This is a genomic window from Streptomyces sp. NPDC085927 (assembly GCF_044540975.1).
GTDB lineage: Bacteria > Actinomycetota > Actinomycetes > Streptomycetales > Streptomycetaceae > Streptomyces > Streptomyces hirsutus.
Map to the genome: position 1 here is coordinate 298,520 of NZ_JBITSN010000008.1, position 14,516 is coordinate 313,035.

12 protein-coding genes and 1 pseudogene are annotated in these 14,516 nt (G+C 69.3%); 12 read left to right on the forward strand and 1 reads right to left on the reverse strand.

Annotated elements, in window-relative coordinates; all coding sequences use genetic code 11:
• Positions 1-85 precede the first annotated feature (85 nt).
• From ACIF80_RS22785 to ACIF80_RS22810, 6 genes and pseudogenes are all read left to right on the forward strand, one after another.
• Entirely contained in the window at positions 86-4,255 is a 4,170-nt protein-coding gene (locus tag ACIF80_RS22785) for a SpoIIE family protein phosphatase (protein WP_399807450.1), read from the forward strand.
• Positions 4,255-4,557, forward strand: coding sequence for an STAS domain-containing protein (locus ACIF80_RS22790; protein ID WP_399807453.1), 303 nt, complete (start codon positions 4,255-4,257; stop codon positions 4,555-4,557). The genes ACIF80_RS22785 and ACIF80_RS22790 overlap by 1 nt, the downstream gene beginning before the upstream one ends.
• 100 nt (positions 4,558-4,657) lie before the next feature.
• On the forward strand, positions 4,658-5,146 hold the full coding sequence (locus ACIF80_RS22795) for a hemerythrin domain-containing protein (protein WP_399807456.1): 489 nt from the start codon (positions 4,658-4,660) through the stop codon (positions 5,144-5,146).
• 5 nt (positions 5,147-5,151) lie between these two features.
• Positions 5,152-5,418: pseudogene (locus ACIF80_RS22800) on the forward strand (transposase family protein); the annotation flags it as partial.
• Positions 5,419-5,554: 136 nt separating this feature from the next.
• Positions 5,555-6,097, forward strand: a complete 543-nt coding sequence (locus ACIF80_RS22805; RefSeq protein WP_399807459.1) for a DUF1707 domain-containing protein — start codon at positions 5,555-5,557, stop codon at positions 6,095-6,097.
• Between the two features lie 411 nt (positions 6,098-6,508).
• Complete coding sequence (locus ACIF80_RS22810) at positions 6,509-7,348, forward strand: endonuclease/exonuclease/phosphatase family protein (protein WP_399807462.1); 840 nt, start codon at positions 6,509-6,511, stop codon at positions 7,346-7,348.
• 30 nt (positions 7,349-7,378) lie between these two features.
• Here ACIF80_RS22810 and ACIF80_RS22815 read toward each other — a convergent pair whose 3' ends face one another.
• The gene (locus tag ACIF80_RS22815; protein ID WP_399807465.1) at positions 7,379-8,074 is read right to left on the reverse strand and encodes a helix-turn-helix domain-containing protein; all 696 of its coding nucleotides are present in this window, start codon (positions 8,072-8,074) and stop codon (positions 7,379-7,381) included.
• A gap of 219 nt (positions 8,075-8,293) precedes the next feature.
• Here ACIF80_RS22815 and ACIF80_RS22820 point away from each other — a divergent pair, with 219 nt between their 5' ends.
• The 6 genes from ACIF80_RS22820 to ACIF80_RS22845 all read left to right on the forward strand — a co-directional run bounded on the left by ACIF80_RS22820 (position 8,294) and on the right by ACIF80_RS22845 (position 14,408).
• Positions 8,294-8,569, forward strand: a complete 276-nt coding sequence (locus tag ACIF80_RS22820; RefSeq protein WP_060896908.1) for a helix-turn-helix domain-containing protein — start codon at positions 8,294-8,296, stop codon at positions 8,567-8,569.
• A 703-nt stretch (positions 8,570-9,272) separates the two neighbouring features.
• The gene (locus ACIF80_RS22825) at positions 9,273-9,596 is read left to right on the forward strand and encodes a hypothetical protein (RefSeq protein ID WP_399807468.1); all 324 of its coding nucleotides are present in this window, start codon (positions 9,273-9,275) and stop codon (positions 9,594-9,596) included.
• Positions 9,597-10,100: 504 nt separating this feature from the next.
• Positions 10,101-11,090: an aldo/keto reductase gene (locus ACIF80_RS22830; protein WP_399807471.1), complete on the forward strand. Its 990-nt coding sequence runs from the start codon at positions 10,101-10,103 to the stop codon at positions 11,088-11,090.
• A 394-nt stretch (positions 11,091-11,484) separates the two neighbouring features.
• A complete protein-coding gene (locus ACIF80_RS22835) occupies positions 11,485-12,120 on the forward strand; it encodes a DUF6461 domain-containing protein (RefSeq protein ID WP_399807474.1) in 636 nt (211 codons plus the stop codon).
• Positions 12,121-12,258: 138 nt separating this feature from the next.
• Positions 12,259-12,636 carry a hypothetical protein gene (locus ACIF80_RS22840; RefSeq protein ID WP_399807477.1) on the forward strand — a complete coding sequence of 126 codons (378 nt, stop codon included), beginning with the start codon at positions 12,259-12,261 and terminating at the stop codon, positions 12,634-12,636.
• A gap of 401 nt (positions 12,637-13,037) precedes the next feature.
• A complete protein-coding gene (locus ACIF80_RS22845; RefSeq protein ID WP_399807480.1) occupies positions 13,038-14,408 on the forward strand; it encodes a hypothetical protein in 1,371 nt (456 codons plus the stop codon).
• Positions 14,409-14,516: the final 108 nt, after the last annotated feature.

Here is a 14,516-nt window from a genome sequence, read left to right on the forward strand (position 1 = left end):
TTTCGAGGTGACGCGCGTGCTGTCCGTCGTGAGGTGCGACAACCGGTGCGGCGGTGTGGTGAGGGCGTGAGGGGAAGGGTGTCCAGTGGCGCGTTCGCAAGACGCTGAACACGAGCCGGCGGTGACGGCCGGTTCCGGCGTGTTCGCCGCCGAGGCGGAGGTCGGCCGCGACCTCGCCGAGGTGGACTGGGCGTCGACCCCGCTGGGCGATCCGGCCCAGTGGCCGCAGAGTCTGCAGACGGCGGTCAGCATCTTGCTGTCGTCGCGGTTCTCCATGTGGATGGCATGGGGTCCGGAGCTGACGTTCTTCTGCAACGCGGCCTACCGACGGGCCACGCTGGGTCACAAGTACCCCTGGGCGCTGGGCCGGCCGGCGAGTGAGGTGTGGGCGGAGATCTGGGACGACATCGGCCCCCGGATCGACACCGTGATGACCACGGGGCGGGCGACCTGGGACGAAGGTCTGCTCCTGTTCCTGGAGCGGTCCGGTTACACGGAGGAGAGCTACCACACCTTCTCGTACAGTCCGCTGCGCGACGACGACGGCGCGGTGGTCGGCATGCTGTGCGTGGTCAGCGAGGAGACCGAGCGGGTCATCGGCGAGCGGCGGATGGCGACGCTGCGCGACCTGGGATCCGATCCGAGCGTGGTCCGCACCGAACAGGAAATGCTGACCTTCGTGGACCAGCAACTGGGCCGCAACCTGCAGGATCTTCCGTTCACGCTGACCTACCTGTTCCAGCCCGACGGCTCCGCGAAGCTCGCGGGCAGGACCGGGATACCCGGCGGACACGCGATCGCCCCCGCCACCTTGCCCGTTTCCGGTTCCGGCGGCGTCTGGCCGGTGGAAGAGCCGGCTCGTGGTGAGTCCGTACTCGTGTCGCTCGACGGCGCCCCGTTCGTCGGCCTGCCGACAGGAGACTGGTCCGAGCCGCCCGTGCAGGCGCTGGTGGTGCCGTTGCAGCGGTCGGGCAGCGCACCGTACGGATTTCTGGTGACCGGACTGAACCAGTACCGCGCGCTGGAGGAGGGCTACCGCGGATTCATCGAGCTGGTCGCCGGTCACCTCTCGGCCGGGATCGCCAGTGCCCGCAGCTATGAGGAGCAGCAGCGGCGGGCGGAGGACCTGGCCGAGCTGGACCGGGCCAAGACCACCTTCTTCTCCAACATCAGCCACGAGTTCCGCACCCCGCTCACCCTGATCACGGGGCCGGTGGAGGAACTGCGCGCCCGCCTGGCAGACGCCGACGCGCCGGTGCGGGAGGAACTGGACGTGATCCACCGCAACGCGCTGCGGTTGGGCAAGCTCGTCAACTCGCTGCTGGACTTCTCCCGTATCGAGGCCGGCCGGATGCAGGCGCGCTACGAACCGGTCGACTTGGCCGAGGTCACAGCGGAGCTGGCCAGCGTGTTCCGATCCGCCATCGACAAGGCCGGTCTGGAATTCGACATCGCATGCTCTCCGCAGGCGGGAGAGGTGTACATCGACCGCGGCATGTGGGAAAAGGTGATCCTCAACCTGCTCAGCAACGCACTGAAGTTCACCTTCAGCGGCTCGATCCGCGTCACCGTCCACAGTGAGGGCACCCACGCGGTCGTCGAGGTCGCCGACACAGGCATCGGCGTGCCCGCGGAGGAGATGCCGCGGCTGTTCGAGCGATTCCACCGGATCGAGACCGCCCGCTCCCGCTCCACCGAGGGCAGCGGCATCGGGCTGGCCCTGGTCAAGGAACTGGTCACCCTGCACGGCGGCACGATCACCGCCGACAGCGCCGAAGGCGAGGGCACCTGCTTCACCATCCGCGTGCCGTTCGGCGCGGCTCACCTCCCCTTCGATGCTCTCGTGCCGGCCAAGGGCAGCCGTGTGGCGTCTGCCGCCGACCCCTATCTGCTGGAAGCGCTGCGCTGGCTGCCGGACGAGGCGGTCGGCGCCGACGAGCGGACAGCCGCGGCAGTGGCTGACGCCGGAGCGTCGGGACACACCCCCAGCCCGGTCGTGCCGGCGCGGGTTCTGGTCGCCGACGACAACGCCGACATGCGCGAGTACCTCACCCGCCTCCTGCACGGCGGCGGATACCGGGTCGACACCGTCAACGACGGCCTGGCGGCCCTGCAGGCCGTCCGAGCGGACGCTCCCGATCTGGTGATCAGCGACGTCATGATGCCCGGCCTCGACGGCCTCACACTGGTGACGACGCTGCGCACCGACCCGCGGACCTCCTCCGTGCCGGTGCTGCTGCTGTCCGCCAGAGCCGGGCAGGAGGCGTCCATCGAGGGGCTCCAGGCGGGCGCCGACGACTATCTCGTCAAGCCGTTCGCCGCGGCCGAACTCCTCGCACGGGTGCGGGCCAACGTCGAACTGGCGCGGCTGCGCAGTCACCAGGCACGCTGGCGCACCGCGCTGATCGACTCCCTCCAGGAGGCTTTCTTCGTCTGCGACGAGAACGGTGCCGTCATCGAGATCAACACGGCCTTCACCGACACTCTCGGCTACGGTCCCGAGGGCCTGCCCTACTTGCCGATACACCCCTGGTGGCCGGACGCCGACACCGACCCCGAAGCGCACCACCAGGTCTCTGACGCTTTCGCTCAACTGCTGGGCCATTCCAAGGGCTCCTACACCATCCCGGTCAGCCATCGCGACGGGCACCGGTTGTGGGTGACCGCCACCTTCAACCAGGCCCACGACCCCGACACCGGACGCCAGGTCACCGTCGGCACCTTCCGCGACGTCACCGCCGAGCACTACGCGATCCAGCGCAAGAGCGCCCAGGCCGCCCTGAGCATGCGGCTCACCCAGGCGAGCAGCCTGCCGGAAGCGCTGGAAGGAGTCCTGGCCGAGCTGAAGCACCTGTGGCGCGCCCAACGCGTACTGGCGGTCGTCGCCGCAGCCGGTCGGGAAGCGTCCGTGACCGCGACCGATGCCGGTCTGCGCTGGCAGGACCTGCCCGCCGACCGCCGGGACAAGCTCACCGCCTGGCTCGACCAGCCCCCGCTCACTCCGGTTGACGACGACACGGGTGCGGCCATCGCCGTCAACCACCCCGAAGGGGCCATGGTGGTGTGGATCGACTTCGGAAGCCATCGTCCCTTCACCGACGAGGACCAACTGCTGCTGTCCCTGCTGGCCGGCCAGCTCGCCCAAGGGCTGGCCCGCGCCCATCAGATCGACCAGCAGCGCGAGACGGCCATCGCCCTGCAACGAGCCATCCTCGGCCCGTCCAACCTGCCCGACGGTTTCGCCGTCCGCTACGAGCCCGCCACCCAGCCCCTGGAAGTCGGGGGCGACTGGTACGACACCGTCCGGCTCCAGGACGGGCGCATCGGCATCGTCGTCGGCGACTGCGTCGGACGCGGTCTCGAAGCCGCCACCGTCATGGGCCAACTGCGCAGCGCCTGCCGCGCCCTGCTTCTTCAGGACGCCAGCCCCGCTCAGACCCTCATGGCCCTGGACCGCTTCGCCGCAGGCGTCCCCGGCGCGATGTGCACCACCGTCTTCTGCGGGGTCCTCGACCCCGACAGCGGCCACCTCACCTACTCCAGCGCCGGACACCCGCCCGGCATCCTCACCCACCCCGACGGCACCACCCTGCTCCTGGACGAAGGACGGTCCATTCCCCTGGCCGTACGCCCGGGCAAGCACCGCCCCGAAGGCACCTGCACCGTGCCCGCACGCGCCACCCTCCTGCTGTACACCGACGGCCTCGTGGAACGTCGGCGCCGCCCGCTGACCGCCGGCATCGTCCAGGCCAGCGAGGCGATCCAGGAGGGCCGTAACGCAGCCATCGACGACCTCGCCACCCTGGTCATGACACAGCTTGCGCCCACCGACGGCTACGACGACGACGTGGCTCTTCTGCTTTACCGGCACCCGGCGCCGCTGGACGTGGCTTTCCCGGCGGAGTCGTCACAGCTTGCGCCGGTCCGCAAGGCCCTGCGCAGCTGGCTCGACCAGTGTGAGCTTCCGCCTCATACCGTCCAGAACATCCTGGTGGCGGCGGGAGAAGCCTGCGCCAATGCCATTGAGCACGGGCACCGCGACGCTCCCGGAGACACGATCCGCCTACGTGCCGAAGCCCTTGTCGACGATCTTCGCCTGACCGTCGCCGACACCGGCCGGTGGAAGACACCCCGGCCCGACCTCAACACCCACCGTGGGCGAGGCGTGGCCCTGATGCGCGCTCTGATGCAACAGGTCACCATCACTTCCGGCGCTGCCGGGACCACTGTCGACATGCATACGAGGATCGCCTGATGACCACCCCGCTCACTCTCACCTCCAGTCGGCGTCCCGATGGCGCAACGCTGCTGACGGTCGTCGGCGAAATCGACATGAGCAACACCGAGACCCTGGCCACGGCCATCGAGACGACCGACGGCCCTCTCGTCATCGACCTCACGGCCGTCGAGTACCTCGACAGCGCCGGCCTGAGCGTGCTGTTCACCCACACCGACCGCATCGAACTCATCGTCACCCCGCTGCTGGCTCCGGTCCTGAGCATTTCAGGGCTTGCCGACCTGACCACCATCCACGGCCTCGACACGCCTGAGACCTGAGTCCAGCCACGAGCGGCAGACGGAACAGGAAATGTCTCACCAGCGAAAACGGGGGTAGTCGCGAGACCGGAACATCAACGCTCACAGGTGAGGAGCCACTGTGCCGTCCGATGACGTCGTCGAACTCATCCTGCAGGACCACCGCCGCATGGAAGACCTCTTCCGCACCATGCGCAACGCCGAGGCCGACCGCGCCGCCGCTCTCGCGGAGTTCGCGCACCTGCTCATCGCGCACGCCTCGGCCGAGGAGGACGAGGTCTACCCTGCCCTACGGCGCTACAAGAACGTGGACGGCGACGATGTCGACCACAGCGTGCACGAACACGAGGAGGCGAACGAGGCACTGCTTGCTCTGCTGGAAGTGGAAGACACCGCTTCGCAGGACTGGGACGACAAGCTCGAAGAGCTTGTCACGGCGGTCAATCACCACGCGGACGAGGAAGAGCGGACCCTGCTCAACGACGCCCGCGAAAACGTCGCCGACGATCGCCGTGCTCAGCTCGGGACGGCGTTCCGTGAAGCACGCGCAAGGTACCTGGAGACCGACTGCGGCAGCGTGGAGAACGTACGCAAGCTGGTGACGGGTTAGCAGCTCACCGCCGTCATGGAACGAAGGTGCAGGTCGTGGCCGCGCCGGACGGGACATCGCTGTGGTTCTCACGGACACCGCCCGGCCGCAGGCACGACCTGACCGCGGCCCGCGCACGGTGCGATCCAAGCCTGCCTGACCAGGCAGGTCCCGGCGTTCGCCGACCGTGCCACCGCGGAGCCGGTGTTACCGTCCGAGCCCTCCACTACGGTCGCGAGCTGCCCGAGAAGTACGCCCGGTTCAACCGGGACCATGTCCAACTGCGGGCACCTGGTGCTTCGACCGCATGGGTTCGCCGGGACGGGCAATCGAGGCCATGAAGACGAGTGATCGGTCTCCCCGTCAATTGCCTTGCTCTCTACGGACCTTGACGTGTTCGCATCGTCGGCACGGCACTAGAGTGAGACGGTGACCTCTCCGCCGGAAGACCCGCCGTCGCCGATCAGCGAAGACGACCGCGACACGGCCGTGCAGCGCCTGCAGGAGGCATACGCCGAAGGGCACATCCCGCACGAGGAGCTGGACGAACGCCTCCACCAGGTGCTCACCGCCGAGACACGCAGCGAACTCGTGTCGCCCCTGGCCTCGCTCCCGGAGGAGAATGCGGGCACCACGTCCACGATCGCCGCCGCCGGCGGACGGATCCGGCGGCGCGGCGCATGGCGGGTACCTCGGATCCTCAAGGTCACGTCCGCATACGGAAGGGTGCACCTGGACCTGTCCCGGGCGGTCATCGAGCATCCGGTCATCGACATCGAGTTGCAACTCGGCACCGGCAGGGCAAAGATCACGGTGCCTCGCGACGCGATCGTCGACGCCGAGGATCTGCACACGGGGTGGAAAGACACGCTCTACAAGCCCCGGCGGCGCTCCCGCCCCGGCGGGCCGAGGATCCGGATCTCCGGGACCATGGGGTTCGGACGGCTGAAGATCCGCCACGCGCGGCGTTGAGGTTCCATCCGGCACCGGGCCACCCGCAGCAGGATCTCCCTGGCGCCGTCGACCTTGCGGACCCCGAGGACGCGCAGGGCCGGGGCGGGGACTGTCTCTCCGGGGGCAGAGGCGGTGTGCCATCCCTCCTCTCCGACCAGGAGGGGGAAGGTCCGCTCGACGTGCGGACGTCCCGACGTCCCGACGTCCCCCGCCCGCGTACGACCGTGACCAGTCCGTCGCCCCTGTGCCGTGTCGCTGAGCCACTGGGCCCGGCCGGTGTCCGCGTCGAGTCCGTACACGAGGCTCGTGGGCGCGGGATGCGCACGGTCCGCGTCGTCCAGTGCGGACCGCATGTGCTGCTGACGACCCCGTCCCATAACCTCGTGCCTGGAGACGTCAGATGCCATGGGCATCCAATGTGAGGAGGCGATGGTGCTCGGTAGGGGCACGCATTTGCTTGCGGGCGCCTTGATCGTGACCTGCATGGTGCTCATCGGCCCCAGTGCACCGAGCGGTGCCCCCTTCGCCAGGTCACTGCCCGTCGAAGCCGCCAGGGACGTCGTACCGAACCGGGTCATGACGTGGAACATCTGCAACCCCTGCGAGGAAAGCAACGTTGACCGGGCAGCAGAGATCGCCACGTACGCGCCCCAGGTCGTCGGCCTGCAAGAAGCGTGCGTGCGCGACGTCGAGAGGATCCGGGACTATCTGGAGAACCTTCACGGGCTGGTGTACCACGTCGAGTACGGGATGGTTCTTCGGAATTGGGGCCGTTGTGGCGGAATGCCGTGGAGTCCGGGGGCCTTCGGCCAGGCGGTTCTCTCGGCGGCACCGATGGCAGACCTCGTCAACGTGGAATACCCCGACGGCGGATCCGAAGACCGTGGGTACATGGCAGTCACCACCACCGTGGGCGGCCGGCCCGTCCGGGTCTTCAACACGCACCTTGCCCAACGACGTCAAGAGGCGGTCCGAGCAGACCAGACCGGCGTACTCGCCGCAGACGTCGCCCGGCACGACCGCGCGGTCGTTCTCGGCGACTTCAACGCCGTGCCGAACACCCCCGAACTCAGCGGGATATGGGCCCTGGCCGCGGACACGGACCCCCAGTGTCATCCCTCGTCCACCGGCCACTGCAAGCCGACCACCGACTGGCACAGCAAGTTCGACTACATCTTCCTGCGAGGCATCGTCCCGCTCGAGCACCGTGTGCATCCGACCCCGTACTCGGACCACCACCTGCTGCACACCGACCTGAACACGACTTAGTGGTCCCGGACCTCGCCGAGGTCCGGGAAGTCATTGGGCGAGGAAGTCATTGGGCGGGACGACCTTGCGTTGGACGATCGAGAAGAAGAGCTCGATCTGGTTCGTCCAGGAGGCGTGCACGGGGGAGTGGACCATGGCAGCGTTAGGGAATGCCCTATTCGGGCGATCTGTGGGCTTCTTCCCTCGGAGGTCATGAACCTGGGTGCCCAGGTTCATGAAGGGGGCGGTGCCGGTCCTGGGTCCGCAGCGGCAGTGCGCCCGGAGGGAAGCTTTCTCGTCCGCGGAGATCACGTACTCGTTCTTGCCCGGTGGGGCGCCGTGGACGGTGCGGGCGTACAGACCCAGCACGCGCGCGGCCTTGGGCTGGAAGGCGGGGTCGCACACGAAGACCCAGGACTGGTACTGCCACGGCTTGAGTGCGTCCTGCTTGAGCCGGCGCCGTACGGTGGAAGGGGAGACCGACCCGGCGATGGACCGGCCGACCACCTCCCGGGCCGGCTCCGAACACGACCAGCGAGACAGCGGGGTTCCGGTCTCGGCGGGTAACTGGCAAGCCGGCGCCTCGACCTCGGCGACCTGCAAGATGGTGAACGAGGCAGGCCGACCGGACCGCTTGCGGCCGGCGAGGGCAGGCAGGCCGCCGGTGGCGCACCTGCCCCGCCAGGCGCGCATCGTGTCCACGTGCAGTCGGCGCCTGCGCGGATGTCCGGGCACCGGAGCACCCATGGGCACTCACGGGCAGCCAGCAGCACGGTAGTTGTGCGTTGCCGGGCCTGATGTGGGGTCTTATGGCCGTGGGCCATCCTCTTGAGCCGGTGGCGCTCGGAGGCGGTCAAGGCGAGCGACACGGCTCGGACCACAGGCATGGAAGGGAAGCCGCCATGTGTCGTGACTCCCTGCGAGGTGACGCCGCCCAATACTTATACCGGTATTAGTATCGCGGGCATGGTGAGAGTTCCTTTGAGTCCACAAGAGCGGCAACGCGGAGAGCGCTTCGGGATCCTGCTTCGCCGGGCCCGCGGTGACCGCAGCATGGTCGACGTGGCAGCAGCCGCCGGGGTGTCCGCTGAAACCCTCCGCAAGATCGAGACCGGCCGGGCCCCGACCCCGGCCTTCTTCACCGTGGCAGCCTTGGCCCATGCCCTGCACCTGTCACTCGATGACCTGGCCGCAGCCTGCGCGGAAGGCGCCGAAGGTGGCGAGCAGGCCATGTCGGCCTGACCGGATACGCGCCGACTGACGGGGAGAGCGGATGTCCGGTCGTGGTGCCCGCTCGCGACATCGGCGCCCCGGTCGTGGTGCTCGTGCGGCTCGCCGCCGGTGAACCGGACGGCTCCCCCGCTGCCGAGCTGTGCTGGTACCTCGCCCGGGAGGCCCGCCGTCGCGGCCACCCCTCGGCCACCCGCGACATCGCCGAGCTGCGCAAGAACGCGGCTGACGGCGGCGGCGGTGCCCACCTCGTCCCTCCGCGCGGCGCCGGCCCCGCTCCCGCGCCCAGCCGTGCAGGGGACGGCTCGCCGAGCACGTCGGCGAGCGGCTGCAGGTACTGCTTCGCCCAGTCGCTGCCGGCTGGGGTAGGAGGCGGCCTCAGGGGCGTACCCAACCGGCGGGAGCCAAAAGCCTTTCGGCGGCCGGGCCGACGACCTCGCCCACGGCGAGAACAGGCATACATGTGCCCACGCACCCACCGCAGTGCCTGCGGTGGGTCCAGTCCCCAGTGGAGTAAGCCCCCCCATTACGATGTCGGATTGCACCAAGTGGACATCGAGGGTGCACTGCGTTCCCCATCCCGCATTGAACGTCCACACCCTCCAAGGGCGCGCGCCCGCTGGTCGGCCCGGGCGCGGCCGGCAACGCTGTGACCGGCAGATGAGGTCCCGCGCGCCGGCCGCGGGGGCGGGCCCGAGCGGGCAGAATCGTCCGCGTGGAAGCACACCAGCCACCGGAGAAGACCCCCGACGGACACTTCGTCGTCATCAAGGGACGGAAGTGGCGGGCGACCGATCCGTCCCTTCCTGAAGAGATCGCCGCCCGTCTCCGGCGTCACCTCATGTCGGCCCGTCGAGCGGTGCGCTCCGCGACGACCGCGGGCGACCCGAAGGCCGAGCGGGCGGCGCGCGCACGCGTGAACCGGGCAAAGGTCGCGTTGGGGGAACGCGGCACCCCGTGGTGGGAGCAACCCGAGGACGAGCGCCGCCGGCGTTGGGAACAGGGGCTCGCCCACCTCGACGCGGACGCGCAGAACTGAGGCAGTCGTACGACAGAAGCCGGCGCGGAGGACACCACTCGGTACTCCGGCAGCGGTTCGTGTCCTGGGCTGCTTTTTCGGTGGTGGCAGCGGGGGGTGACTGCCTGGCGACGTCCTCTCCGGGCGGACCGGTTCAGCGCGTGGGTTGATCCGCTGCCCTTCGGGGACCGAACTCCCACGTGACCGGCTGACTGACCGACGACAAGAAGGAAACGCGAACGCCCGCAGCCTGACGCGCCCTGCACGGGGTGCGCTGGGCGGCGTTCTGGCGGGTTTCTCCGCGCTTGCCGTCGCAGAATTGCTCTCGGCCCGGGTACGCCCGCAGGCCGGTCCGGTCCAGGTGATCGGAAGTGCGGCGATCGACCGCACACCCGCCGCTGTGAAGCCAGTGTCGCCCGGTGCCTCTCACGGGATGCCGGGCGGTGGATTTTGTCGCTAGATGGATGGAGGGCTTCGTGCCGTCCGAACGACGAACGAGTGTGCAGGGAAAGGTTGGGACACGGCATGCAGAAGCGCAGTCTGCGGGACCTCCAGGTATCGGCCATCGGCCTGGGGTGCATGGGCATGTCCGCCTTCTACGGGACCGCCGATCAGGAGGAGGGGATCGCGACCATCCGGCGTGCCCTCGAGCTCGGAGTGAACTTCCTCGACACCGCACAGATGTATGGGCCGCTCACCAACGAGTCGCTCGTCGGCGAGGCGATCCGAGGGCATCGCGACAAGTACGTGATCGCGACGAAGTTCAACTACCGGATGGACAACGCCGTACCCGGCGACATCAGCACGGTCGGCCCGCAGGACGGCTCGGCCGAGCACGTCCGGAGCTCGGTCCACGGCTCCCTGGAGCGTCTGGGGACCGACCACATCGACTTGTACTACCAGCACCGGGTCGACCCGAACGTACCCATCGAGGAGACGGTCGGCGCGCTGGGCGAGCTGGTCGCCGAGGGCAAGGTGCGGTATATCGGCCTGAGCGAGGCGAGCGCGGAGACCATCCGGCGCGCCCACGCCGTGCACCCGATCGCTGCGGTGCAGAGCGAGTACTCGCTGTGGTCACGGGATGTGGAGGCCGAGGTGCTGCCCGCCTGCCGGGAGCTGGCCATCGGCTTTGTACCGTACTCGCCACTCGGCCGCGGTTTTCTCGCCGGGCGGTTCACCTCGCCGGACGAACTGGATGCGAACGACTGGCGCCGCGAGAACCCGCGCTTCCAGGACGCCAATCTGGAGGCGAACCTCCGGCTGGCGGCAAAGGTGAAGGAGATCGCCGCCGAGAAGGACGTGACCCCGGCCCAGTTGGCCATCGCCTGGGTGCTGGCCCGGGGCGAGGACCTGGTGCCGATCCCGGGCACCAAGCGCCGCACCTACCTGGAGCAGAACGCCGCCGCGGTCGACATCGCGCTGACCGAGGACGACCTGGCCCGCATCGATGCGGAGCTGCCCGAGGCTGCGGGTGAGCGGTATGACGAGGCAGGGATGCGAGCCGTCAATCGCTAGTACTGCCCTCGCGTACGCGGGGGAAAGACACCCGCTCGAGTACCGCTGCGGAACACGGGCGGGACGGGCGTAGAGGGGCCGTGGTCGGGGTTCGGGGCGCCGCTCAGCCGGTTGCGCGTCGGTCGGGGAGAGGCTGGGGCGGGCGCGATGCCGGCGCGCGGGGTGGCGCCACGGGGGTAGCCGTCGTGTTCCACCAAGTGGTGCAGGCGGATCCTGGTGGTCACGACTTTCGACGACGAACCGATCGAAGCAGAACACGGGTTGGCTGTGCGGTGGCCCAATCGCCTCTGGACTCCAACCGTCCTACCGCAAGCCAGTGGGTCGGTACTGAGCGTTAGATTCTGCTCACAAGGTCCGTCATCGCGGCGGCCACCGTGCGGGGGAGGGCGACCTGATGAACCGGGGACCTACGCAGAACGGGCTGCGCTGGATAGCCGATGCCTACAGCACCAGCTTCACGCTCACACTCAGCGAGGGCCTCTCGCCGTACGAGCTGCTGCGCCGCGTCGGCGCCGAGGAGCGCCACATTGTCCCGCTCTCCCGCTCCGCGGCGTACGAGCTGCTGCTGAGGGACGAGGAGGACCACATCAGTGACCTCGACCACCTGGACTGGGAAGACGAAGCGGCGGTTGCCCGGCTGACAAGTGCCGGTTTTCTGCCTGCCCCGCCGGACACCATCGTCCGAGCGGGCTCGGTGGCGGGCTGGGCGTATGCGCTGGAGGAAGTTCACTGCCATACGGGTACCTACCTCGCGGCGCTGTCCGAGCGGGGACGGGCGTTCTGCGTGCATCGCAACGCGAAAGGCTTCAGCCGCGTCGACCATGCCTGCCACGGCGATGCGGTGACGTCCTTCGAGCCCGGCCTGCCGCACCTTACGAACGGGGCCCCGGCCGAGGTGGCGCTCGGCTTCGTGTACAGCGGTGACGAGCTGGGCGATGTCGCGTTCCTGCGGTTCCTGGAAGACGAGCTCGGCATCCACCTCCCCTGGGAGGAGACGGAGACAGAGCTTTCGGCAGCCGCGTTCACCTGATGCCGGACGGGCCCTGGACGCCGGCCGCATCATCACCCGCGCCGACCTGGCCGCTGGCCTCGCTGTCACCGCCGCAGGGCTCGGCTACGCCATGCCGACCAGCCTGTTCGGCATCCTGCCCGGCTGCTGGGCCGCTCCTTGGTCTCCGTCACCCCCAGCGAGCACGGTCCGCGGTACCGCCTGCTTGAGTCGGTGGCCGCGTACTGCCTCGAAAGGCTCGACGAGGGGGAGAGGGGCCGGCCGTGCGGCTCGCCCACGCCCGGTACCACACGGGCCTGGCCCCTGGCCGTCCTGCCCCAGGAAGGGCTGAGGGGCGCGGAGCAGCGCCACTGGCTGCGCCGGCTCGACGCGGAAACGGCGAACTGCCGTGTCGCACTGGGCCATTGCGTACGGAACGTGGTGCCGGACGAGGTGTTGCGCCCGGCCCGTGCCCTGTCCTGGTACTGGTTCCTGCGCGGCCGTACCGGCGAGGCCGTCCGCTCCCGGACGGCGGCGCCGTGCTCCTCCCCGACATGACCGTCTCCCGAACCGAGCCACGGCCGTCCGAGCAGCGGCGGTGCCCTTCGAACCCCGGCGAAAAAGGATCCAGCACACATGAGACCGGGAAATCTCGCGAACACGTGTGAGCCGCGGAGTGGTGGCGGAGGCCCTGGGGCCCGCGCCGGTCATCGGGATCGGTGCCGACGGCCGGGCCGTTTCCGTCGCCCCGGACGCCGAGTCGCCGCGGCCCACGCAGTGCCTGAGTCGGCAGGCACCGCCCGAGCCCTCGGCCGGAGTGCGCCCATCGTGTTTCCGGGCAACCTTCCGACACGTTCGTGAGTCATGGATATGCGTCACCGATCCGGTGCGCATGACGTCTGAGCCACGGGGGTTTCATGAGGTCTTTCGCCGCTGTGCGGCGTACCGTTTCCGCGTTTGTGCTGACCGCGCTGGTCGGTACGGCGCTGGCCGGTCCCGCCCATGCCCAGGAGGAGCCGCTGCCGGTCTCGATCACTGGCCCCGACAGCGTGAACCTCTCGCTGCACCCGGAGGCCGGCGAGCCGGGTGAGTCACAGATCGAGCTGGGGCTCCGGGCGCCCGGCGAGCCGGTACCGGACGAGGACGGCATCATCTGGCCGATCCACACCGGTGAGTACACGGTCACCGTGGACGCGAGCTCCCTGGCCGGCGTCGCCGCGGTGGACTTCTCTCAGCTCGGCGGGTGGCAGGGGTGCTCCGTCGACGGGCTCGTCGCCACCTGCAGCGACTACGAGATCTACGCGGGCCAGGACTACAACGACCTCGGCGGCATCCGCCTCGATGCGACCGACGAGAGTGCCGCGGGCGACTTCGGCGCCATCGAGATCACGGCCGTGGGCGAAGGGCTGGCCTTCACCGGGCACACGGTGGACGTGCTGGTGGGCGGCCCAGAGCTGCTGATGAAGCAGCTGACCGAGCCGGAGGGATTCCAGGCCGGTGACACCTTCCAGGCGCCGTTGGGCTTCCGTAACGTCGGCGGGCTGGGCGGCGACGGCGTCGTGCTGCGGATCTCCGGCAGCCGGGGGCTGTCCTTCCCCAGCACCTTCAGCAACTGTCGGTACGAGCCGCGTGACTCCGACGATGTGCTCGGAAGGTCCACGGTGGTCTGCGTCTTCGACAGCGAGTTCGTCGGTGAGGCGGCATACGGGCTGAGCACGCCCTTCCCGATCGAGACGGCCGGTTTCGCGCTCTACGACGTGATGTCCTACAGCTTCAGCGCGGTGCCTGCCGAGCAGACGCGGGAGCTGCTGGCCGAAGGCGACTACCAGGCGGGTGACGACGGGCCGGTGCTGGAACTGGTCCGCGTGCCGGATGCGGACCCGGCCGATTACACCCGCTACGCGGAGATGGACTTCCCGACGGCGAACACCTTCGACCTCGACCTGACCGGTGAGCGGCTGCGGGGCCGCAAGGGCAGCACGGTGTCGGTGGACATCGGCTTCGCCAACCACGGCCCCGCCTGGCTGGCCGCGCTCCGCTCCGGCGGCGAGTCGATCTCCTTCTGGGTCGATCTTCCCCCGGGTACCACGGCCACCGCGGTCCCTGAGGACTGCCGGCCCGGCTGGGAGGGCGCCGAGGGCGACTACCTCTGCTTCATCGACACACCGATCCTGGAGGACGCTTCCCGTACCTTCACCTTCGGCCTCCGCGTCGACGAAGTGATCAAGAACGCCATCGGCCGGGCGTTCTTCGCGTACACGATGCCGAACGAAGGCAACCCGGCGAACGACTCCGGGGCGATCGTGCTGAATCCGGTGCGCAGGCGCTGATCGTCGGGCCGGCGGTCCCCCCGGGGCCCCCCCCCCCGGGGGGGGGCCCGGGGGCAGGCCCGGGCCGCGCCGGGGGGCCCCGCCCGTCGTTGGGCCAAAAAACAGCGG

What these genes read in the sequence shown, in the direction of transcription:
- ACIF80_RS22830 (WP_399807471.1), top strand. Translation starts at nt 10,101, where the DNA reads ATGCAGAAGCGCAGTCTGCGGGACCTCCAGGTATCGGCCATCGGCCTG.
- ACIF80_RS22815 (WP_399807465.1), bottom strand. Translation starts at nt 8,074, where the DNA reads ATGGGTGCTCCGGTGCCCGGACATCCGCGCAGGCGCCGACTGCACGTG.
- ACIF80_RS22820 (WP_060896908.1), top strand. Translation starts at nt 8,294, where the DNA reads ATGGTGAGAGTTCCTTTGAGTCCACAAGAGCGGCAACGCGGAGAGCGC.
- ACIF80_RS22835 (WP_399807474.1), top strand. Translation starts at nt 11,485, where the DNA reads ATGAACCGGGGACCTACGCAGAACGGGCTGCGCTGGATAGCCGATGCC.
- ACIF80_RS22810 (WP_399807462.1), top strand. Translation starts at nt 6,509, where the DNA reads ATGGTGCTCGGTAGGGGCACGCATTTGCTTGCGGGCGCCTTGATCGTG.
- ACIF80_RS22790 (WP_399807453.1), top strand. Translation starts at nt 4,255, where the DNA reads ATGACCACCCCGCTCACTCTCACCTCCAGTCGGCGTCCCGATGGCGCA.